The organism is Qipengyuania pacifica (assembly GCF_019711555.1).
GTDB lineage: Bacteria > Pseudomonadota > Alphaproteobacteria > Sphingomonadales > Sphingomonadaceae > Qipengyuania > Qipengyuania pacifica.
In genome coordinates, this window is sequence record NZ_JAIGNQ010000002.1 from 833,105 (window position 1) to 852,736 (window position 19,632).

At 59.3% G+C, this 19,632-nt stretch carries 22 protein-coding genes and 1 tRNA gene; 10 read left to right on the top strand and 13 right to left on the bottom strand.

Features of this window, described 5'->3' with window-relative positions:
- Positions 1-3: 3 nt before the first annotated feature.
- Positions 4-1,554 carry an acyl-CoA carboxylase subunit beta gene (locus K3177_RS09270; RefSeq protein WP_221598001.1) on the top strand — a complete coding sequence of 517 codons (1,551 nt, stop codon included), beginning with the start codon at positions 4-6 and terminating at the stop codon, positions 1,552-1,554.
- On the opposite strand, the gene K3177_RS09275 is transcribed toward K3177_RS09270, so the two are convergent.
- Positions 1,551-2,816: a multidrug effflux MFS transporter gene (locus K3177_RS09275; RefSeq protein ID WP_221598123.1), complete on the bottom strand. Its 1,266-nt coding sequence runs from the start codon at positions 2,814-2,816 to the stop codon at positions 1,551-1,553. The genes K3177_RS09270 and K3177_RS09275 overlap by 4 nt on opposite strands.
- A gap of 65 nt (positions 2,817-2,881) precedes the next feature.
- Here K3177_RS09275 and dinB point away from each other — a divergent pair, with 65 nt between their 5' ends.
- Positions 2,882-4,003, top strand: coding sequence for a DNA polymerase IV (gene dinB, locus K3177_RS09280; RefSeq protein WP_221598002.1), 1,122 nt, complete (start codon positions 2,882-2,884; stop codon positions 4,001-4,003).
- Here dinB and K3177_RS09285 read toward each other — a convergent pair.
- From K3177_RS09285 to K3177_RS09300, 4 genes are all read right to left on the bottom strand, one after another.
- Complete coding sequence (locus tag K3177_RS09285; protein ID WP_221598003.1) at positions 4,000-4,470, bottom strand: NUDIX domain-containing protein; 471 nt, start codon at positions 4,468-4,470, stop codon at positions 4,000-4,002. The genes dinB and K3177_RS09285 overlap by 4 nt on opposite strands.
- Positions 4,458-5,078, bottom strand: coding sequence for a 6-phosphogluconolactonase (locus tag K3177_RS09290; protein WP_221598004.1), 621 nt, complete (start codon positions 5,076-5,078; stop codon positions 4,458-4,460). The genes K3177_RS09285 and K3177_RS09290 overlap by 13 nt, the downstream gene beginning before the upstream one ends.
- A gap of 73 nt (positions 5,079-5,151) precedes the next feature.
- Entirely contained in the window at positions 5,152-5,613 is a 462-nt protein-coding gene (locus K3177_RS09295) for a Dps family protein (RefSeq protein WP_221598005.1), read from the bottom strand.
- Between the two features lie 92 nt (positions 5,614-5,705).
- Complete coding sequence (locus K3177_RS09300) at positions 5,706-6,269, bottom strand: TMEM165/GDT1 family protein (protein ID WP_221598006.1); 564 nt, start codon at positions 6,267-6,269, stop codon at positions 5,706-5,708.
- A gap of 76 nt (positions 6,270-6,345) precedes the next feature.
- On the opposite strand from K3177_RS09300, the gene K3177_RS09305 reads away from it, so the two are divergent.
- Positions 6,346-7,140, top strand: a complete 795-nt coding sequence (locus tag K3177_RS09305) for an SDR family oxidoreductase (protein ID WP_221598007.1) — start codon at positions 6,346-6,348, stop codon at positions 7,138-7,140.
- Between the two features lie 148 nt (positions 7,141-7,288).
- Here K3177_RS09305 and K3177_RS09310 read toward each other — a convergent pair whose 3' ends face one another.
- On the bottom strand, positions 7,289-9,160 hold the full coding sequence (locus K3177_RS09310; protein ID WP_221598008.1) for an ABC-F family ATP-binding cassette domain-containing protein: 1,872 nt from the start codon (positions 9,158-9,160) through the stop codon (positions 7,289-7,291).
- A 90-nt stretch (positions 9,161-9,250) separates the two neighbouring features.
- Between K3177_RS09310 and K3177_RS09315 the strand changes: the two genes are divergently transcribed.
- Complete coding sequence (locus K3177_RS09315; RefSeq protein WP_221598009.1) at positions 9,251-9,511, top strand: hypothetical protein; 261 nt, start codon at positions 9,251-9,253, stop codon at positions 9,509-9,511.
- Between the two features lie 54 nt (positions 9,512-9,565).
- On the opposite strand, the gene K3177_RS09320 is transcribed toward K3177_RS09315, so the two are convergent.
- A complete protein-coding gene (locus K3177_RS09320) occupies positions 9,566-10,765 on the bottom strand; it encodes an MFS transporter (RefSeq protein WP_221598010.1) in 1,200 nt (399 codons plus the stop codon).
- Positions 10,766-10,967: 202 nt separating this feature from the next.
- On the opposite strand from K3177_RS09320, the gene K3177_RS09325 reads away from it, so the two are divergent.
- Positions 10,968-11,156, top strand: coding sequence for a DUF1328 domain-containing protein (locus K3177_RS09325; protein ID WP_103022701.1), 189 nt, complete (start codon positions 10,968-10,970; stop codon positions 11,154-11,156).
- A 78-nt stretch (positions 11,157-11,234) separates the two neighbouring features.
- Here K3177_RS09325 and K3177_RS09330 read toward each other — a convergent pair whose 3' ends face one another.
- Positions 11,235-12,017: a GGDEF domain-containing protein gene (locus K3177_RS09330; protein ID WP_221598011.1), complete on the bottom strand. Its 783-nt coding sequence runs from the start codon at positions 12,015-12,017 to the stop codon at positions 11,235-11,237.
- A gap of 454 nt (positions 12,018-12,471) precedes the next feature.
- On the opposite strand from K3177_RS09330, the gene K3177_RS09335 reads away from it, so the two are divergent.
- Positions 12,472-13,413: a LysR family transcriptional regulator gene (locus tag K3177_RS09335; RefSeq protein WP_221598012.1), complete on the top strand. Its 942-nt coding sequence runs from the start codon at positions 12,472-12,474 to the stop codon at positions 13,411-13,413.
- An 82-nt stretch (positions 13,414-13,495) separates the two neighbouring features.
- Here the strand turns inward: K3177_RS09335 and K3177_RS09340 are convergent.
- Positions 13,496-13,569 (bottom strand) — tRNA-Gly (locus K3177_RS09340).
- 53 nt (positions 13,570-13,622) lie between these two features.
- Positions 13,623-14,720: a tyrosine-type recombinase/integrase gene (locus K3177_RS09345; RefSeq protein WP_221598013.1), complete on the bottom strand. Its 1,098-nt coding sequence runs from the start codon at positions 14,718-14,720 to the stop codon at positions 13,623-13,625.
- A 269-nt stretch (positions 14,721-14,989) separates the two neighbouring features.
- Here K3177_RS09345 and K3177_RS09350 point away from each other — a divergent pair, with 269 nt between their 5' ends.
- From K3177_RS09350 to K3177_RS09360, 3 genes are all read left to right on the top strand, one after another.
- Positions 14,990-15,523 (top strand): hypothetical protein, encoded by a 534-nt coding sequence (locus tag K3177_RS09350; RefSeq protein ID WP_221598014.1) that lies wholly within the window; start codon positions 14,990-14,992, stop codon positions 15,521-15,523.
- 216 nt (positions 15,524-15,739) lie between these two features.
- A complete protein-coding gene (locus K3177_RS09355) occupies positions 15,740-16,765 on the top strand; it encodes a hypothetical protein (RefSeq protein ID WP_221598015.1) in 1,026 nt (341 codons plus the stop codon).
- A gap of 267 nt (positions 16,766-17,032) precedes the next feature.
- Positions 17,033-17,593 carry a hypothetical protein gene (locus tag K3177_RS09360; protein WP_221598016.1) on the top strand — a complete coding sequence of 187 codons (561 nt, stop codon included), beginning with the start codon at positions 17,033-17,035 and terminating at the stop codon, positions 17,591-17,593.
- 5 nt (positions 17,594-17,598) lie between these two features.
- Here K3177_RS09360 and K3177_RS09365 read toward each other — a convergent pair whose 3' ends face one another.
- On the bottom strand, positions 17,599-17,799 hold the full coding sequence (locus K3177_RS09365) for a DUF6961 family protein (protein WP_221598017.1): 201 nt from the start codon (positions 17,797-17,799) through the stop codon (positions 17,599-17,601).
- 93 nt (positions 17,800-17,892) lie between these two features.
- Positions 17,893-18,276 (bottom strand): thermonuclease family protein, encoded by a 384-nt coding sequence (locus tag K3177_RS09370; protein WP_345725379.1) that lies wholly within the window; start codon positions 18,274-18,276, stop codon positions 17,893-17,895.
- A 367-nt stretch (positions 18,277-18,643) separates the two neighbouring features.
- Here K3177_RS09370 and K3177_RS09375 point away from each other — a divergent pair, with 367 nt between their 5' ends.
- The gene (locus K3177_RS09375) at positions 18,644-19,366 is read left to right on the top strand and encodes a thermonuclease family protein (RefSeq protein WP_221598019.1); all 723 of its coding nucleotides are present in this window, start codon (positions 18,644-18,646) and stop codon (positions 19,364-19,366) included.
- Between the two features lie 12 nt (positions 19,367-19,378).
- On the opposite strand, the gene K3177_RS09380 is transcribed toward K3177_RS09375, so the two are convergent.
- The gene (locus tag K3177_RS09380; RefSeq protein WP_221598020.1) at positions 19,379-19,522 is read right to left on the bottom strand and encodes a hypothetical protein; all 144 of its coding nucleotides are present in this window, start codon (positions 19,520-19,522) and stop codon (positions 19,379-19,381) included.
- Positions 19,523-19,632: the final 110 nt, after the last annotated feature.

The following is a 19,632-nucleotide window of genomic DNA, read 5'->3' on the forward strand; positions in this document are numbered from 1 at the left end:
CGAATGAGCTGGGACAAGGAACTCGAGGAACTCCGCCGCCGCGAAAGACTGGCCGAGCAGATGGGCGGCGAGGAAAAAGTCGCGCGTCAGCATTCGCGCGGCAAGATGGATGCCCGCGCCCGGCTCGCCGCACTGGTCGATCCCGGCAGTTTTCGCGAAATCGGCAAGATCGCGGGCAAGGCCTCCTATGACCAGGACGGCAATCTCGAACGCATTCTTCCGGCTCCCTTCCTCTTCGGCAAGGCGGAGATAAACGGCCGCCCCGTCGTCGCCACGGCGGACGATTTCACCATTCGCGGCGGTGCGGCCGATGCCGGGATCAGCCGCAAGATGGTGCAGGCGGAAAAGATGGCGCACGAGCTCAAGCTCCCCATCATCCGCATGATCGACGGCACTGGCGGCGGCGGCAGCGTCAAGACGCTGGAACAGATCGGTGCCACATACATCCCCGCCGTGCCCGGCTGGTCGGACGTCGTGAAGAATCTCGACACGGTACCGGTGGTCGCACTGGCGCTTGGCCCGACCGCCGGTCTCGGCGCCGCCCGCACCGTCGCCAGCCATTATTCGATCATGGTGAAGGGTCTCAGCCAGCTCTTCGCCGCCGGGCCTGCCGTGGTCGATGGCCTTGGCGACAGCTATCGCGGCTCGACCGATCACCAGCAGGCCAAGGAAGATCTCGGCGGCAGCGCGATCCACACCCGCAACGGCGTGGTCGATGACGAAGTGGGGAGCGAAGCCGAAGCATTCGCCCGCGCGCGGCACTTCCTATCGTTCATGCCCGAACATGTTGGCCAGCTTGCCCGCCGGACAGACTGTTCGGACCCTGTTCGGCGGCGCGATCATACGCTTGATTCACTTGTGCCTCGCGATCCGAAGCAGGTTTATTCCATGCGCCGCTGCCTCTACATGGTCTTCGACAAGGGCACGGTTTTCGAGATCGGTCGCATGTGGGGGCGCGCCTGCATCACTGCTCTTGCCCGCCTCGACGGCTGGCCCGTGATGGTTTTGGCCAGCGACCCGTCCTACCTGGGCGGCTCGTGGGAAGCGAAGACCAGCGAAAAAGTGGAACGCTTCGTGAAGCTTGCAGACCGGTTCCGCCTGCCCATCGTCCACCTGGTCGACAACCCCGGCTTCATGATCGGTCGCGAAGCGGAAATGGCCGGCACCATCCGCTACGGCGTCCAGGCCATGACCGCGATTTACAAGGCAAGCGTGCCCCTCGCCTCCGTGGTTTTACGCCGCGCCTACGGCATAGCCGGCAGCGCGATGAGTAACGCCGAGAATTTCCAGTATCGCTATTGCTGGCCCTCGGGCGACTGGGGGTCGCTCCCCATCGCAGGCGGGCTGGAGGTCGCCTACAAGTCGGACCTCGAAGCCGCCGACGACCCCGCAGCGGAACTCGAGGCGATCCGTGGCCGGCTGGACAAGGTCACCTCGCCCTTCCGCAGCGCGGAACGCTTCAACGTCGAAGATATAATCGCTCCGCGCGACACCCGCCCGCTCTTATGCGAATTCGCCGATCTTGCTTGGCGCAAGCTGTACGCCGAAGCCTAGTCTTCTTCCGGCTCGGGCGGCCCGAAGAGCGTGCCGCGCTCACTGATCAGCACGAACACGAGGCTCAGCACCGCCGTACCCAAAAGAGCGATTGCGAGCGGCCGCGCCGTCCCGTCGTAAAGATAGCCTATATAAGCGCCCAGCGCCGCCCCGCTTGTCATGCGCAAGAAGCCCTGCGCCGACGAAGCTGCACCTGCGATATGCTTGAACGGCTGGAGAGCGATGGACCCGAAATTCGCACCGATGAAGCCGAGCAGGCTCATATTGGCGGCCATCAGAGGTACGAACGTCCACAGGCTCTCGTTCGGCTGGCTCGCAAACCAGTACTGCGCAGCGGCCACAGCGATGAAAGCGAACAGCGCCACATGGCTGACACGCCGTGCACCGAACCGCTCGACGATGCGGCTGTTCGACCAGTTTGAAATCGCCATGCAACCAGCGCAAATGGCAAAGATCATGGGAAATTTGTCGCCCGCGCCGAAGGCTTCGCCTATCAGCTGCTGGCTGGAATTGATGAAGCCGAACAAGCCGCCAAAAACCAGCGCACTGCCGAGGGTATAACCGATGGTTTCCCGCAAGGTCACGGCACTTGCCATATTGCGCGTGATCGTTGGCAGGTGAATCTGCTGCTTGTCGGACTCATGCAGGGTTTCCGGCAATCGCACATATACCCACGCCGACATAGCAACACCCGCCAAGGCCATGACGCCGAAAATCCAGCGCCAGTCGCCCATTAGCATCAAGACGCCCTGCCCGATGCTCGGTGCGACCGCCGGAACCAGCAGGAAGATCACGAAAATCAGGCTCATCATGCGGGCCATTTTATCGCCCCCCACACGGTCACGAATGATGGCGGGCGGCAGAGCGATGATCCCTGCAGCAAAGAAACCCTGCGCTGCGCGTAGAGCGATCAGCATATCGAAGCTCGTCGCCAAGGCACACGCAATCGACAGGGCGATGTAGAAGAACAAGGCCGTGAAAAGCACCGGGCGTCGGCCGAACCTGTCGGCGAAAGCCCCAGGAATGAGCGTACCGATGCCCGCGGCGAGCAGATACGCGCCGACCACGAACTGACGGTTGTTGCCTTCCACGCCGAGATCGCTGGCCAGGGCATCGAGCGCAGGAAGGATTGCATCGATACCGAAGGCGTTGCACGCCATCAGCAGAGCCATCATCCAGATCAGTTCGCGCTCGCCGATGCTCTTGCCGCGCGCAGCGCTCGAAATCGGGCGCTCGCCGCCGGCCAACTGTTCGCTTCGCATCTGCACAAAATGGCAGTTGGCCGACAAGGTTCCGATTTGCAACCCGCGTCGCTATCTATTCTCCCATGAATGATGGCGAAGTGCGTACCGATGCGGATGACAGCGAAGCCGATGGGCTGCGGAAGATCATTCACGTCGACATGGATGCGTTCTTCGCCAGCGTCGAGCAGCGCGACCATCCAGAATTGCGCGGCAAGCCTGTCGCCGTGGGTGGATCGAGCGGGCGCGGCGTTGTCGCTGCTGCCAGCTACGAGGCGCGCAAGTTCGGTGTGCGCAGCGCCATGCCCTCTGTCACGGCCAAGCGCAAATGCCCCGACCTTATCTTTTGCAAGAGCCGTTTCGACGTCTACCGCGAGGTCAGTCAGCAGATCCGCGCAATCTTTCGTCACCACACCGACCTGGTCGAACCGCTCAGCCTTGATGAGGCATATCTGGATGTCACCGAAGACAAGCTGGGCATTGGCAGCGCCACCCGGATAGCGGAACTGATCCGCCAGGAAATCCGCGCCAAGACGAAACTGACCGCCAGCGCAGGGGTCAGCTACAACAAGTTTCTCGCCAAGATCGCGAGCGACCAGAACAAGCCCGATGGCCTGTGCGTGATCCGTCCCGGCGAAGGGGCCGCCTTTGTCGCCGACCTCTCGATCAGGCGCTTCCACGGCGTCGGTCCCAAGGGCGCCGAAAAAATGGCGCGGCTCGGCATCGAGACCGGTGGCGATCTGGCGGAAAAGGACATCGAATGGCTGCGCGCTCATTTCGGCAGCTTCGCCGATTATCTCTATCGCGCTTCGAGAGGCATCGATTTGCGGCCCGTTCGATCAAGCCGTATCCGTAAATCCGTTGGCGGCGAGAGGACGTTCAGCCGCGACCTTTCGTCGGGTAGCGAGTTGCGCGAGACAATGGAGGACATCATCGATATCGTCTGGGGCTATATCGAGCGCGCGGAAGCAGAAGGTCGCACCGTCACTCTCAAGATGAAATTCACCGATTTTCAGATTTTCAGCCGCGCCAAGACGATGGATCGGCCAATCGCGAACAAAGAGGAATTTGCGGCAATCGGCCGCGCCCTGCTGGAGGAGGTCCTCCCCCTGCCAATGCCGATCCGCCTCATGGGACTGACGCTTTCGAAACTGGAAGGGAACAGTGACCAGCAACCGCGACCCGATGCGCAGTTATCGCTGCTCTAGTTTACGCAGGACTGCCATAATTCCAGCCGCCTTCTGGTGAGCGCGCTCATTGCTTCGGGAAGCAGGCGTATCGCAAAGAAACGCGCTTCCACGATTTCTCGCCCGTCCGCTTCGGGTGCCGCATCCACGACAGTGCTGAAAATATAAGCGCGGTGCGGTGCGCCCGAAATTTCCTCGTTCAATATGCCGACAAGTTTCAGATCGGTCACGAGGCAGCCTGTTTCTTCGCGCATTTCTCGCCGCGCCGCGTGCTCCGGCGTTTCTTCCCGCCTGATACCACCGCCCGGAAAATACCACCCTTGCGGACCGTAACTATGCCGCACCAACAGGATTTCACCCTGCGGATTGGACGCAATGATGGTGACGCCCTCTGCCGTGATCCCGCTGAATTTGCGCCAGTGATGGCGCAACCGGTGCGCAACCTTCAGCGCCACTCGGTGAAGCGGCCTGGGGATCAGGTGAAGCATGTCACCGGTTGCCGGGCCGCAGCGAGCAATCGCGCAATCGGAAGATCGTTATCACCTGCAATAGCCTGATCGAGTACGCTGCGTTTTTCCGCACCGCGAAGAACGAAGACCAACCGGTCGCTTGCGAGAAGCGATGGCATGGTCAGGCTGATCCGATCGAACGGAGCTTCGGGAGGCAGCGGATCGGGCGTCAAACGCACGACCGGTCGCGCGTCGTCGACCTTGGGATCCGTATTCGGAAATAGCGAAGCCACATGCCCGTCAGCGCCCATGCCAAGCCAGGCAAGAGCGAAAGGCGGCACGCCCTCCATCTCGTTCAAAGTGACGACTTCGGCCCCCGCAGGCTCGAACAGTTTGCGCAGCTTCCCTGTATTCGATGCGGCATGATCTTCGGAAACGATACGGTCGTCTCCCGGCCACACAACCAGTCGCGTCCAGTCCAGTTCGTGGCCAAGCAATTTTTCCATGATCGGAAAGGGAGTGGATCCCCCGGGAACCGTGATCGTCACCGGCCCATCGGATTGATCCATCCGTTCGCGCAGCGGGGACGCCAGCCAGTCAGCAATAGCAGCATCGCCCTGACCCTCGATGATAGTCAAATTTTCCATACTGTATTGATACACCAATGCCGCCCGTCCCCAAGGGGAAAGGCGGCATAGGCGCACACGAATAGGTATGTGCTTACTTGGTAGTCTGATTAAGGAACCAGACGCGTTCTTCGCACTGATCGATCCAATCGTCGACGATACCGCTGGTGGCGTTGTCACCCACTTCTTCCGCGGCGTCTTTTACCTGATTGAGCCGTGTGTGCAGCTTGCGGTTATCATCACGCAATTCTGCCACCATCGCGTCGGCAGTGATTGTCACATCATCCTGATCGGCAATCTTTGTCTGCTGGGCGATGCTGCCGATCGATGTGAGCGTGAACTCGTCATTCTTGCGGACGCGCTCACCAATGGCATCCACTGTGCCAACCAACTGCGCTGCCTGCTCGTCAAAGAGCAGATGCAGGTCGCGGAAACGCGGCCCCGCCACATGCCAGTGAAAGTTCTTGGTTTTGAAGTATAGCGCCACGGTATCGGCCAGTGCGCCGTTTAGCGCGCTTACCAGTCCGGCTTTCGAGTTGTTGCCCAATTCTGCCATGGTATTTACCCCTTTCGTCATTTTGAAGTTCACCTCCTCAACGGCCCTCCGCCACTCCGGTTTCCCGATTAACGGCGGTTGCTGTGATCGGGTCAGGCGATGATTCCTCTCGCGCTGAGCCCGGTAATCACGCCAAGGCCGAAAAGCAGGACAGCCAGGCCGATCCTCAACCGCCGTAGCGGCAGTCTCGCTTCCAGTGCTGTGCCGGAAAGCCATCCCATAGTGACTGCAGCCCCTCCCCCGATCACGCCGCCTAATCCCGCCAGCGGCCAGTAGGAGAAAACTACGGCCATCGCCGCTACCAGGAAGCGCGAGGCGTCGGTCATTTGCCTGAAGCACAAGACGATGAACGCAGCCCCCAGCGAACGTGTCGGTTCTCGCGGCACTCGCTCCCGATTGGGCCAGGCGCACTCGAAGGCGGCCAGCAGAAGCGCGAGGGCCACGAACATGGTTGCCGCACTTCCAGACATGGTTCTCGCCAGAAGGCTTCCCAACCAAGCCGCGGTAATTGCGGTCACAGCAGAACTCGTCAACGCCACCACGAGCAAACCATTCGCCGCACCCAGAGCACCCGCAAGGCGCGCCACCAGCAACTGGTCGCGCGCGCCGATCGCGGCTACGAAGCTGGCAACCATGGCGAATAGCAGTGCCGTCATCCTCGCTCCCGTCCATCTTTCTAAGCGTCCAGGCTTGCGATAGCACGGCCCGCAGAAAAACGAACAGGAGAGCGATGTGAAACTCGCAGACGGCATGGCGGCAGTGGTCACAGGCGGCGCTTCGGGGCTTGGCAAGGCGAGCGCACAGGCACTGGCGGACGCTGGCTTAAAAGTCACAATCTTCGATGTGAACGAAAAGACGGGCGAAGAACACGCCGAAGCAATCGGTGGAAGCTTCGTGCTGGTGGACATCACCGATGAGCAATCGGTCGTCGATGGTTTTGCGAAGGCCCGTGCGGCCAATGGGCAGGAGCGCGTCACCGTACATTGCGCAATGACCAGCCGGCGCGGAAAAACGCTGGGCTGGGACAAGGACGCATCTCGGTACAAGCGACTGGAAACGGAAGACTATGCGTTTGGCGCCGAAGGCATCCTCGTATCATCCTATCGCATTGCCAGCCTGTCCGCGCTGGGCATGGCCAATTCCGAGCCGCTCAACGAAGATGGCGAGCGCGGTTGCATTATCCTGACGGCCAGCGTGGCGGCGCAGGACGGGCAAATCGGCCAAGTGATTTATGGTAGCTGCAAGGCTGGCGTCAACGGGCTCGTCCTGCCGATGGCACGCGATTTGATGGACATCGGCATTCGCGTGAACTCCGTGATGCCTGGCGTCTTCGCGACCCCGCTGATGCTTGGCATGAAAGAACGTAATCCGCAGATGTGGGACCAGCTGAATGCGAGCGTTCCCTTCCCCAAACGCCTCGGTCACCCGGAAGAATTCGCTTCGCTAATCTGCGAAATCGCCCGCAACAGCTATATCAACGGTCACCAGTTCAGGCTCGACGGGGCGATAAGAATGCCGCCCAAGTAACCCATTTTAGGCGATTGGCAGATCCATACGGCCGGACTTGCTCTCGTTCTACGTGTGACCACGAAAATCTTACATATCGCCAATCCAGAAACGCGCAGCTCAAGCACCGCACTTTAAGTTTCGAAAAAGATGTCCGGAATGGAGGGCCCTAAACCTGCCCGATCGCTTCGAGAGCGGCCCCGGCTGCCAGCCATGCTTCTTCTGCTACCGCCAAGGAATCGACCGCGTCGGCTCGTTTCCTCAACAGCTCCTCCATCGACACACCATCCAAGTTGGATGTCTTCGCGCTGCCTTCGAGGATCGAACGGTCGAGTTTTTCGACTTCCGCTGTGAGCCGCTCCATGGTTTTTTCGGCTTTGGCCAGTTCGGACTTGGCCTCGCGGGACTGAGCCTCGGTTTTATTCCCGCGCGAGCCGCGCGATTTTCCGCCGCCACTGCGCCGATCTCCCTTGGGCTGGTTCCGACCCAGAACGAAATCGATGTAGTCCTGCATGCTTCCAGCGTACTCGGTCGCAGTGCCGCTATCGACAAGGATCAGCCGATCCGCAGTCAGTTCGACCATGTGGCGATCGTGACTGATAAGGATGACGGCTCCCGAATAATCGTTGAGCGCCTGTATGAGGGCCTCGCGTGCGTCGACATCCAGGTGGTTGGTGGGCTCGTCCAGTATCAGCAAGTGCGGCGCATCGCGCGTGATCAATGCCAGCGCCAGCCGCGCGCGTTCTCCACCCGATAGCTTGTCCACTCGCTGCTGCGCTCGCGGGCCGGAAAAACCGAACCGTCCCAGTTGTGCTCGAACCGCACCTTGGGCTGCGCCGTCCATCGCGCGGTTCATCAGGTCGAGAGGCGTGTCTTCGCCAGCCAGTTCTTCTACCTGATACTGGGTAAAATAGCCGACCTTCAGCCGTCCCGGTGCATTCACCTCCCCTTCCGCTGCGGCGAGCTGCGAAGCCAGAAGGCGCGCGAGCGTGGTCTTGCCGTTTCCGTTACGACCGAGCAGCGCAATGCGATCGTCTGCTTCGATCCGGAAGTTCAGTCGCTTGAGGATTGGCGGCGCTTCGCCGTAACCCACGGCCGCCTGCTCCAGCGTGATCATCGGCGATCGCAGCTCTTCAGGATCCGGGAAGTCAAAACTTAAGCTTGGGTCCTCCATGAGCGCAGCGATTGGCTGCATGCGCGCCAGCATCTTCGCTCGCGATTGCGCCTGTTTGGCAGTCGAAGCACGGGCACTGTTACGGGCGACGTAATCCTGCAACTTGGCGCGCTGCGCATCCTGCGAAGCCTTTGCAGCCGCCAGTTGCGCCGCACGTTCGGCCCGCTGTTTCTCGAACGCATCATAACCGCCCGGATACAGCGTCAACTGTCCACTCTGGAGGTGCAGGATGTGATCGACCACCTTGTTCAGGAGGTCGCGCTCGTGACTGATTACTACGAGTGTTGCGGGATAGGACTTGAGGAAATTCTCCAGCCAGAGCGTCGCTTCCAGATCGAGGTGGTTGGAAGGTTCGTCCAGCAGCAGGATGTCGGGTTCGGAAAACAGGAGCGCGCCGAGAGCGATGCGCATTTTCCATCCGCCCGAAAAGCTTTCGACCGGACGTTTCTGCATCTCTTCATCGAAGCCCAGCCCGCTCAGTATCTTGGCCGCGCGCGACGGGGCACTGTAGGCGTCGATCGCCAGCAGGCGGTCGTGTACATCGCCCATGCGATTCATGTCGGTGCAGGTTTCAAGCTCTTCCAGCAATTGCGCCCGCTCGGTAGCAGACGCGAGTACGACCTCTTCCGGCGTCATCGTGCCGCTGGGCGCTTCCTGCGCAATATAGCCAATGCGGGCGCGCGACGGTTTGCTGACTTCGCCCTCATCCGGTTCAATTTCGCCGATAAGCGCTTTCATCAGCGTGGATTTGCCTGCGCCATTGCGGCCGATCAGGCCGACGCGCGCACCAACCGGAACGGTCGCGCTGGCGCCCTCGAGAATGGCCCGGCCGCCAAGCCGCACTGTGACACCATCGATTGTAAGCATGCGCGGCCCCCTAACAGCCCATCGTCGTTCCCCAAAGAAAATACGGACTGTGAAACTTGCAAGATTTGCGTCGTGCGCTAGCCCGTCGAAATGGAGATGCAGGATCTGCTACAGCGGTACTTCGGCACGCCCGATCTGGCCAACGTCGATCCGGCTACAATGCCGGCGGGGATCGATCGCATGCTTGTCGACCTCGGGCTTGAGCGCGACCGCGGCCGGCGGTTCGCGCTTTGGACATTGCTTTACATGCTGGATGCAGCGCCCGACCTTGATGTCGCATTCAAAGATGAAACCGATCGAGAGGCAGCGCGCAACATGATGGATATGATCGCCGCCGCCACGCCAGACTAAGGCCCCAGGAGACAAGTTTCCTTTAGCTACTGCGCGCCCCCAAACGCGTTGCTGCTAGCTCGCTGTCAGCGCGCTTTGCTCCCGGTGACGTTCCAATTTGAATGCCACGCATAGGATCAGGATACCTCCCAGCGCGAGGCACAGGCCTACCCATCCCGGAGCGGTCCAGCCCATTCCGGCAGTGATGGCCAAACCCGCCAGCCAGGGGCCCAGCGCGTTGGCGATGTTGAAGGCCGCATGATGGAGGGCGGCAGCCATAGTCTGCGCCTCACCGGCGACATCCATCAGGCGAACCTGGAGAATTGGGCCGAGGCCGCCGCCCATGCCGATGGCAAAGCAGACGAGAGATAGCAGCCAGAAATTCGTAGCAGCGAAAGTGAAGGCCGCGAGAAAGACTGCACTCCAGGCAAGCAGGCCGATCGCTGCAGCCTTTAGCGAAATATCGGCCATCCAACCACCCAGCAGATTTCCGACGAGAATTCCGACTCCGAATATCGCGAACACCCACGGAACCGAAGCAGGCGTGGCGCCGGTATATTCCGTAAGAACGGGTGCCAAAAAGCTGTATACTGCGAACAGGCCGCCGAAGCCCACCGCACCTGCTCCAAGCGTCAGCAGAACCTGCGGATGCGCCAATGCATGCATCTCGCGCCGCATGCTCCGCCCTACTTCCACTGGTTGTCGGGGGGCAAGGATCAGGAGCGCGGTGGCGGTCGCCAGGGCGATTCCCGAGACACCGCCGAATACGACGCGCCAGCCGACATGCAGGCCAAGCCAGTTGGCGAAAGGCGCCCCGATCACCGTGGCGACAGCCAGACCGGCCATCACGTAAGATGCGGCCGCGGCGCGCTTCTCCGGAAGAAGCGAGGCGGCCAAGAGCGCTGCCACCCCGAAGTAGGCGCCGTGAGGCAGGCCGCTAAGGAACCGGAAAGCGAGCAGCGTATGATAAGTAGGCGCCCACACTGTCGCCGCATTACCCATCGCGATCAGGACCATCAGCACAACCAGCAGACGCCGCCGCGGCCAACTCGCCCCGAACAGCCCGAGGATCGGCGCGCCGACCACCACCCCGAGCGCGTAGGCACTTACGGCATGCGCTGCGACCGGTTCGGTAACAGCGAAGTCTGCTGCGTAAAACGGCAGCAGGCTCATGGCAGCGAACTCCGTCGTGCCAATCGCGAACCCGCCGAGGGCAAGAGCAAGAATAATGAAGGCTATGCGACCCGTTGAGAGTGGATCTGCGGAATGGGTCATGATGTGGTCTGTCGCGGGGAGTGAGGGGAAGATCGCGCTAGATCGGTAGCGGCGCAGCTTCGATCAAGCCCCACGGCACGTCTCCCGATATTTATCCTAGACGCCAACCGCCTCTGGCGTGTCCCCGATATTGGTACAGAGAGTTTGCCCCTCCGGAACGGGATGGCGCGTCGCATCGTTGGATAAACCAAAGGAGATCAACATGTTCGGTTGGGCCATTACACTTGCCATCATCGCACTCGTCGCAGCAATCCTCGGGTTTGGAGGCGTTGCAGGCTTTCTGGCAGATCTGGCCCTGATCATATTCGTCGTCGCCTTGATTGCGAGCGCGATCTTCTTCTTCCTGGGCTGGAAGGGTGCGAAGGCGGCTGCAGACAAGCTGAAACAGTGAGCCGCTTACTGTGAGTGAATGACCGAACCTAATAGCTGGCGAGTTCTGAATCTGCGGATCAGTCGTCGACCATGCTGGTCAATTCAACTGTGGGCTTGCCGCAGATAGACACCCCGGGTCGGTAGTCGGGAGATGTTGCATGTCCAGGCGCCCCCGTCCGGACCGTTTGACATCGTACATAAGGTTATCGGCCAGTCGGATCAGCGAACCTGGATCAGGATAGTTATCGGGGGGGATTACAATCCCGCCTGCACTTGTACTGACACCCCACGGTAGAGTTTCGATCGCTCCAACAAGCGAACTTTGAACACTCTCAGGCCTCGCCGGATCATTTGCGACCTGAAGAAAGACAAGAAACTCGTCGCCGCCAATACGCGCGACATGGTCTTTTTCCCGCAAGACACTTCGCAGGGCGGTGACGACATGACGCAGTACTTCATCGCCCCCCGAATGTCCGTAGCGGTCGTTGATCGATTTGAAGTGATCAAGGTCTAGAAATATCAGAGCTGTCGTGCGCTCGTCACTTTTTGCCTTCGCCAATTCCGTCCGAAGCATTTTCTCGAAACCGCGCGGTGTGAGCGCTCCTGTGAGCTTATCGATATTCGCCGCCTTTTCGGCGTCGTTAAATCCAGATCTCGCTCTGCTCACGCCCACTCCTGCAGCGAGTGTCATGGGGACCAGTAAATATGCTTCCCATGGCATGTCATGCACCCACGCTGAAATCAGCAAGACCGCGCATGCCGACAGGATGATCAGGTGAGAAATCGGTTTGCGGAAGTGCCAGCAGGCGAAAGCTGTGAAGAGCAGATATCCGCACTGTGCAGATGCTGAGGGAGGCGCCGCGATCAGCGCGGGGGTCAATAATATTTGCCCTGCCAAAAGGCCGTAGCCCAAGTGAGCCTGAGAAAACAATCCCCGCGACCGAACGGCGCCGGAAGGGTCTCTGTCGAAGTTGTATGACTTGTCTCTCTGGCCCAACCGCATCGAGGCGAACTCCGCTCCTTACGGGTTGAATGCCGTCCCAGGCCACCCACGCACCCGGCAAGCTACGACCTCTCGCTGCGCACGTATAAGACCCACGACCAATTCCCCTGCTCAAACCCCAAATGCTTCGCCCATGCCTAACTTGCGCTAACTGGATTCGCGCATGGCTTGCGCGCGCGATGAAGCAGTTGCCTTTCCGCATGGAAACCGTAGAAATCAGAATAGTGCATATTCCGATCGGTAATAATAACGACGAAGGCCTTGAACTTCTGAAGTAATTGCCCTGATGGAAGCAAAGCTAGCGACGACGTGGTATTTGCGGGGGCGATAAATGCTAGGCTCGAATGAGGCTCAGCAAGAGCGGCAGAGCCGCGATTTGCGCAAGCTCGACCTTAATCTGCTCATCGTGTTCGAAACCGTATACAAGACCGGCAGCGTCAGCGAGGCAGCCCGGGTTTTGGGTATGACGCAGCCTACTGTCAGTAATGCATTGGCGCGCCTTCGAGATCATTTCTCCGACCAGCTCTTTGTGCGCCGGGATCATAGCATGAAGCCAACGGCGCGCGCCCGCGCTCTCCTACCTCCAGTGAAGGAAGCGCTGACCGCTTTGCGGCGCGGCCTATCGCTCGAAACCGACTTCGATCTGATTACCGCCGCTCGCCGCTTTCGGCTGCTCTTGCACGATTTCAGCGTACCGTCGGTTCTGCCGCCGATCATCAAAGCGCTCGATGATGCGCATTCATCCTGCTCGGTCGAAGTGATTACGCCGGACTGGTCGCGACCGCACGAGGCGCTCACCAATGGCGATGCCGATATCATGCTCGACATTTCCCTGCATGATCAGCCGGGTGTCACGCTCGAGCCGCTTATGGACGGCGAGGCGGTCTGCGTCGTCCGGGAAGCCCACCCCACGATCGGGCACGCACTCTCGCCAGAGCAGTTCGCGGAGAACGGGCACGCCGTGGTCGAAAAGGAAATGCGTCTGCACCTTCCCACGGCGCGGCTGGTGATGGCGGGAGGGTTGGAACGCCGGGTCGTAGCCGTGGTACCGAATGCTGCCAGCCTGACGGTCACGATCGCAACGACAAACTTGATCGCGATAGTACCGCGACGCTATGCGGAACTGGTGGCACCGATCTATCGGCTGAGAATACTTCCGGTCCCCTTTGAATATCCAAAAACCAAAATATTCTTGGGTTGGGCCACAGAACGCGCTGACGATCCAGGACTTCAATGGCTACGCGGCCTGATCCGGGCGACCTTCGCCGCCTGACCAATTCCCGAGGTGCCAAACGAAAGGCTGCACACCTTACGGCTCGCTAACCGGTGGTTATCTTGAGGCACGCTAGGAAAACTGGAGCGGGTGAAGGGAATCGAACCCTCGTCGTCAGCTTGGGAAGCTGCTGCTCTACCATTGAGCTACACCCGCAAAGCATTGCAAAACAAGCTAAACCGAAGCATCCGCATGGAGCGGTTTACAGGTCAGTTTACACCCGCGTTCCTTATGCGTTCGCCGATTGCCACGATTGCCCGCGATTGGTCAACGTATGTTCTGCGAATGCCGGATACCTTTTCGATAGACCATGCCATAATCTCCGCGACCTCTACATCCGCCAGCCCCGACAGGATGAGGCGAGTGGCGAATGTCCCACGCACATCGTGCAGGTGTTTGCGCTTCTTCTCCCCAGTATCAGGATCTGTGAAAACGATACCTGCGGCGTCACGGACCCGATTGAATGATCCGCCGTAACCGTCACCACTCCAGGGCTGACCACGACTGTTGACCAGCAAGGTGGTTACCCCCTCTGCCCGCTGCCGAGTATCGAGTTCTTGGAGAAGGAGATCGAGCTCCGGTATCCGTGGCATCGAAGCGGTCCGGCGCCGACCACGACTAGTCTTCAAGGTGCGCTTGACGATGGCATAGTCGTAGACGTCCGACCGGCTCACTGTGACAAGATCTTCTCGTCGTAGACCGGTGACCGCGCATAGACGAAGACCGTCGAGGACATGATGCTTGTCCATGCGCTTGGCTTCGAACGCGAACCGATCAATGTCTTCCTCGGTCCAGATGATCTCCGCGCGCTGCCCGTTGCGATAAAGTGTTGGAATACCTTCCGCTACATTGATGAGAACGCGGCCATGCAGGCATCCGAACTTCAGAAGTTCACGAAGCACCATAACCCCGAGATCAGCACCCCGCGGCGTGGCAGCACGCTCGTCGCGCCAACGAACAACCTTCGCCTTCATGCGTGGGTCATTCCACACCGTAAGGGGTGTTTGGCCCCAACGCTCAACGATCTGCTTCAGGTAGCTTGTCCACGTCTTCTTCGTGGAGGTCGCGAGATTGCTCCAAGACGGGCTACGTTCCCATTCCCGAACCAGCGCAGACAGCGTCTTGCAGTCCGGCGTCGCATTGCGCTCGAGCGCTGCGATCGCAGCCTTGATTTCAGCGGTAGTGAGAACCGGCTTTCCACCACCTTCACGTTTCGCGATTAGCGGTCCTCCGCGCCATGCATACACGTAATGTAACGTGGGCTTACCTGGTCGCTTTTTCGGGACGAAATGCAGACCGACGATCAAAGAACGCCCTTTCGGTCCCACTCGTCGAAGTCATTGGCTACGCTCTCCGCTGGATTACCGGCGGCGATGACGCGGATCAGGCCCGATGGCAAAATTTCAACCGAGCCGACGGAAACACCGGCCCTCGCTACGGCGGTGATTGCTCGTTTAATTTGGGTTGTGCGGGGAAACGACCCGCTGGGAGGCATTGTCATGCGTGTCATATAACACGCATCGGTGATAAGTCAACACATTGACACGCATGTGTGTTATATGCCATCCAGACCGCCATGGATAATGACTACCCCCTTGCAGAGACCCTCGCTGCCCGCATGCTCTCCGAGGCCCTAGCTCGCGCTAAGGACGAGGACGGCCTGAGTGTTCGCCAGATCGGCAAGCTCATGAACTACAAGACGGCCGTCGTCTTGAGTCATATGGCTACCGGCCGCGTGCCCATTCCGATCGACCGCGCCCCCGAACTCGCCGAAATCCTCAAGCTCGACAGGGACCGTTTTCTCTCGGCGGTGTTGCAACAGCGGCACCCTGACATCGACTGGGGCAGGCTTTTTAAGCGGACCACTTTTTCCGGCGAAGATGGGCTTGCGATGGAACTCGAAGCGGTTCTGGGTTCCAAGCTGAAAGACCTCACACAGGAACAGCGCGCAGTCATGCGTGAAGTAGCAGGTGAGCGGTCCCCACGAAGGCGATGGCTGTCTGTCCATGAGCTAGGCATGGTGACCATGCTGCGGGAGAGATTCCCGGAGATGACCACGGACGGTCTCGATCAGGCTGACATGGTAAAAATAATGTCGGCGATCGAATGATGCCGATTTCAAATTCAGTGACGCCGCGTCTTCTAAAAAGATGAAGACACAGGGGCGTTGGGAAATTGAAAAATGCCTCCCGATTATTTCTGCCCTACATCGGGCTTTTAATAAATGTATGAAATACGTGACTTTTTCTGAAAGTCGCTAATTCTCTCAAGTTTAGTTGCTAAACAAATGGGGTGACGTGGTCGCCCAAGGATAACCCTTTTCGATATGATCCCTTCAACATCACCACCGAGCACATGGGCGGAAGACGTGTTCGCCGCTGGACGAAATGACGCTTGGAAGGGGCGACTCCCCCTCAAACATGGAACTACCTTTCAGTGGGCCGACGTCCGCACGGATGGATTGGGCAACGTCCTCGAAATGCCATTACTTCGGCACAAATGGTGCTTCGGCCGACCTGAAGTTTACATACGGCAGATCAAGCGGACCAAGATGCAGCGCTTTCACTGGGGCACAAAGGAGGTTGCAGCGTCCCGTTGCGGCAGCTGCAAAATCGCCACTGGGTGCGGTAAGCTTGCAGGCGAGCGAATTGAGAGTTCGCCATTGATCCATTCAGCGCTGAAGCAATGGAGCGACTTCTGCAGAGCTATGGGTGGTGACCGTCAATTTTCGGGAGTGGCAGGCCGATACTGGCAAGGGTTCCTTCAGGCCATTGCGGACCACGGCCCTTGGTCATCTAGGAATGACGAACTGATCGCCGAAGATGCGAAGCGGCGCCTGATCGAGGGACGCAAGGCTGATGCGACCCGAAAGAGTAAGGACCGAGCAGCAGAACGAGCTCATCGTCGATCCCTGAACCTTCCTCCCACGGAAGAATTTGTGAAGGCAGCATTGCTGGAAAGAAACGAGCGGTGCGCTCGGCTCGAAGGAGCGGCGGGCGACGCAACATACCCGCCCTCGATCAGCAAGATCAGAGCGGACCATGCCAAGGCAACAGCGGCGTTCACCGCCGATGCTTGGATGGTCGATGCCCTTCTACGCGAACATGGGAAGAAGTCGAACCCGAGCACGATCGCTAAAGCGATGATCAGAATGGGTCGGAACCAGGATAAAAAATATCCGGCGTTACGGCAACGCGTCGAAAACGACCTCCGGCGCGTCCGAGACTGCGAGACGGGCTCACCACGTCTGTGGACAGCTTTCGACTTCGAGAGCCAGCAGGTGGCGACCGAGCTCGACCAAATCATGCAGGAGCTAGAGGACCCGCTCGAACGGGTTGTGAGAGGTTGGTAGTCACCCCCTACCGGCACCCTCTACATTTCGTGTCCGTCTGCTTTACCTACATGGACTCCATGTAAGAATATGTAGACCATGGATTCAGAACACATAATGAGATGGTCAGCATCCCTCGGCTTACGCCGAGGGATAGAAGACACGCCGGAGCGTGCCTTCGAGTTTTTTTGCAAAGGGAAATACTCGGAGTGTCAGGTCCATCCGTGAGTCGATCCCGCAGTCCCACCGAATTGCCCACCCGACACCCAACCGGGGTGCACGTAGACCTTGCTGATCAACAACATAATGAAGGTCTATCGAATGAAATTTCACCTCTACGAGTGCATCATCCAGCGCGGTGATCACGAAGTCCGCGGACACATCGTCGCCCCCTCCCAAGATGCCGCCTTTATGGTCGTGGTAGAGCACAATGAAGCGCTCGGCCTGGACCATGAAGACTTCACCACCGAACGGGTCGATCATACTCTTAAGGGCGACCGTCGGCGTGGCCTCGACACATTGCTACGCACCGCCCCGGTGGGCTTCGCGAGCTTCTGCGAGATCGGGTGGATCGCCCATGTTGCCCCCGTCCAGAAATTGAATCTCTACCGAACCACGGACGACAAGGGCAGTAACTTGTTCGCGATCGCTCCCAACACCGACATTGCCGCGTCGATTTTCACGACTGCTATGTTCATACCGACCGGTGAGGTAAGGCTGCTGCATATCTCTGACGGTATGGCTGACCTGCCTGATGACCAGGTTCTCAACCTTCCGAAGCTCATGGAGTGTGGCCCCATCGGGATCGTTCGATTCGACGAAGCCGCCGGCGGCTGGTCGCTCGCCTGACGCGTTCAGTTCGGCTTGGCGGTGTGTGCTTCTCGAAGTTGGACATACCGCCGCGCTACTTCCTCCCAAAGCTTTCTTCCGCCATCGTCGCCGCGTTCGACGAAGTGCAGCACCTTTCCGGCGATGAATTCTTCGGCGTCTTCACCATGCTCACGATCGACCCAGAGCGCCATCGCCCAGATTTCCTGTTCGCGGGTGACCGTCATGAGAACAGCCCAATCACGACGACAACGAACATCGCGACATGCAGCACCAAGAGCGCGGAGAATTCGATCAGCGTGCCCCGCTTTGCGCGTCTGTCAGCCATTGCTGCACCACGGTTCTCGGCGACCAGACCATGTTCGTGCAAGCCCCTCGGACACCAATTGGTCCCCTATCGAACGGCCTGACGTCTGCAGCGTCGCTAGCGTTCGTCCATACCGATCTCGCCCTGTCCGGGCGATCTGGAATTCTCCGGCGTTCAGTAGCTCTACGAGTCGGTTCCTGGCGCGCAGCACCAGTCGTCGCTCATACCCGCACTTGCCGTTCAACTCCGGTGTATCGATGTCCGAGACGCGAATCATTTCGCCTTCGATCCAAACTGTGTCGCCATCATGGACACAATTTTCGCGAGGAACAGGGGCACACACTGCGAGAGCGGCTGCAATGAGAAGCATAGCATCATCTAGCCGCACACAGACCATTTTCCTACACGGAACGAATATGGAACAAAGCCGATCATCGAGTCGGAGATAGCCATGATTGTTCTTAGCGCCCCGGTGCTCGCTGCGATTGCGAGCATTATCACCGCATGCGCCGTCCTTGTCTGGTCAGTGCGTCGCAAACCATGAGTTCCAAGCGCCTCGATACAATCGCTGATTACACGCGCCATGGCTACGCACCGCGGGTGGACTGCAAGGCATGTCGCCACACGGCTGTCCTGAACCCTCTGGAGGTTACGTTGCTGTGCCAGCGGCGCGGGTGGACGAAGCAGATGGCTGGTGTCGAGCGACGGCTAAGGTGCTCGCGCTGCAGCAGTCGTGACATACGCATTGGCCCCTCGTTTGGACCGTGAAGCCCGCTTACGATCTCTTTACGCCGGTGAGTTACGTTGCACCGATGCGCAGCCTTCCCATCTTACTGCTCGTTGCCCTCGCCGTTCCGGCCAATGCCGAGGTCGTCAGCGGGACAGCACAGGCTTTCGATGGCGATACTCTCGTCTTGAACGACAGGCAGGTGCGCCTCGCTGGTATAGACGCGCCAGAGTTGGATCAGCATTGCCAGCGTGACGGCCAAGCCTGGGAATGCGGTGAAGAAGCTAAGCGCCAGCTGAATAGCATGATCGCAGGCCAGACCGTGTATTGCCAGGGAGAGGGGGTAGACCAGTATGGTCGGCTTCTCGGAACATGCTCGGCGAACAGGATGAACCTCAACGCCTCCATGGTCGAGTATGGTTGGGCCACGGCCTATCGCGCTTACAGCGACGACTATTTGGCACAAGAACACCGCGCACGTTCTGCGAAGGCGGGTATCTGGAAATCTGAATTCGCCCTGCCCGAGCAACACCGGATAGCGGCGAGAGAAGCGAGCAGACCGGCAGCCACTGTGGCACCAGCGCGCAGCACGATGAGACGCTCGAACTCTGCATGCGACATTAAGGGGAACCGCAGCAGGCGCGGTGACTGGATTTATCACCTCCCTGGCATGCAGTATTATGAGCAAACAAGACCGGAGGAGATTTTCTGCTCCGAGAGTGAGGCGATAGCAGCAGGATACCGGCGTTCGACGGTGTAGGCTGGCGAAAACTTATTCTCGACCGGCTGCATTCATGACCGCGCGATCGCCCTGAAGAACGAGGCGCTGCGTGGTGTTCCTGCGCTGCTGGAGTTCGGCCCCGCTGGCCTCGCGGTGTTCACCGAAGGCGGCTGGTCGCTCAAGGACTAGCTGCATATTGCTAAATCGAGCTTGTCGTGTTTTGGTGTTCCATTTCACGAAAAGCTTTTCTTCGTCGCTACTCCCAGTATCGCGGGCGCGCGCTCCGAATACTGCCTTGCCGATGA

Bases quoted from the DNA above. Each gene is read 5' to 3' on its own strand.
- K3177_RS09315 (WP_221598009.1), top strand. From the start codon at position 9,251: ATGGAGATGCAGGATCTGCTACAGCGGTACTTCGGCACGCCCGATCTG.
- K3177_RS09370 (WP_345725379.1), bottom strand. From the start codon at position 18,276: ATGGTCTGTGTGCGGCTAGATGATGCTATGCTTCTCATTGCAGCCGCT.
- K3177_RS09325 (WP_103022701.1), top strand. From the start codon at position 10,968: ATGTTCGGTTGGGCCATTACACTTGCCATCATCGCACTCGTCGCAGCA.
- K3177_RS09335 (WP_221598012.1), top strand. From the start codon at position 12,472: ATGCTAGGCTCGAATGAGGCTCAGCAAGAGCGGCAGAGCCGCGATTTG.
- K3177_RS09285 (WP_221598003.1), bottom strand. From the start codon at position 4,470: ATGCTTCACCTGATCCCCAGGCCGCTTCACCGAGTGGCGCTGAAGGTT.
- K3177_RS09295 (WP_221598005.1), bottom strand. From the start codon at position 5,613: ATGGCAGAATTGGGCAACAACTCGAAAGCCGGACTGGTAAGCGCGCTA.
- K3177_RS09310 (WP_221598008.1), bottom strand. From the start codon at position 9,160: ATGCTTACAATCGATGGTGTCACAGTGCGGCTTGGCGGCCGGGCCATT.
- K3177_RS09300 (WP_221598006.1), bottom strand. From the start codon at position 6,269: ATGACGGCACTGCTATTCGCCATGGTTGCCAGCTTCGTAGCCGCGATC.
- K3177_RS09355 (WP_221598015.1), top strand. From the start codon at position 15,740: ATGATCCCTTCAACATCACCACCGAGCACATGGGCGGAAGACGTGTTC.
- K3177_RS09365 (WP_221598017.1), bottom strand. From the start codon at position 17,799: ATGACGGTCACCCGCGAACAGGAAATCTGGGCGATGGCGCTCTGGGTC.
- K3177_RS09270 (WP_221598001.1), top strand. From the start codon at position 4: ATGAGCTGGGACAAGGAACTCGAGGAACTCCGCCGCCGCGAAAGACTG.
- K3177_RS09290 (WP_221598004.1), bottom strand. From the start codon at position 5,078: ATGGAAAATTTGACTATCATCGAGGGTCAGGGCGATGCTGCTATTGCT.
- K3177_RS09320 (WP_221598010.1), bottom strand. From the start codon at position 10,765: ATGACCCATTCCGCAGATCCACTCTCAACGGGTCGCATAGCCTTCATT.
- K3177_RS09275 (WP_221598123.1), bottom strand. From the start codon at position 2,816: ATGCGAAGCGAACAGTTGGCCGGCGGCGAGCGCCCGATTTCGAGCGCT.
- K3177_RS09380 (WP_221598020.1), bottom strand. From the start codon at position 19,522: ATGCAGCTAGTCCTTGAGCGACCAGCCGCCTTCGGTGAACACCGCGAG.
- dinB (WP_221598002.1), top strand. From the start codon at position 2,882: ATGAATGATGGCGAAGTGCGTACCGATGCGGATGACAGCGAAGCCGAT.
- K3177_RS09350 (WP_221598014.1), top strand. From the start codon at position 14,990: ATGGATAATGACTACCCCCTTGCAGAGACCCTCGCTGCCCGCATGCTC.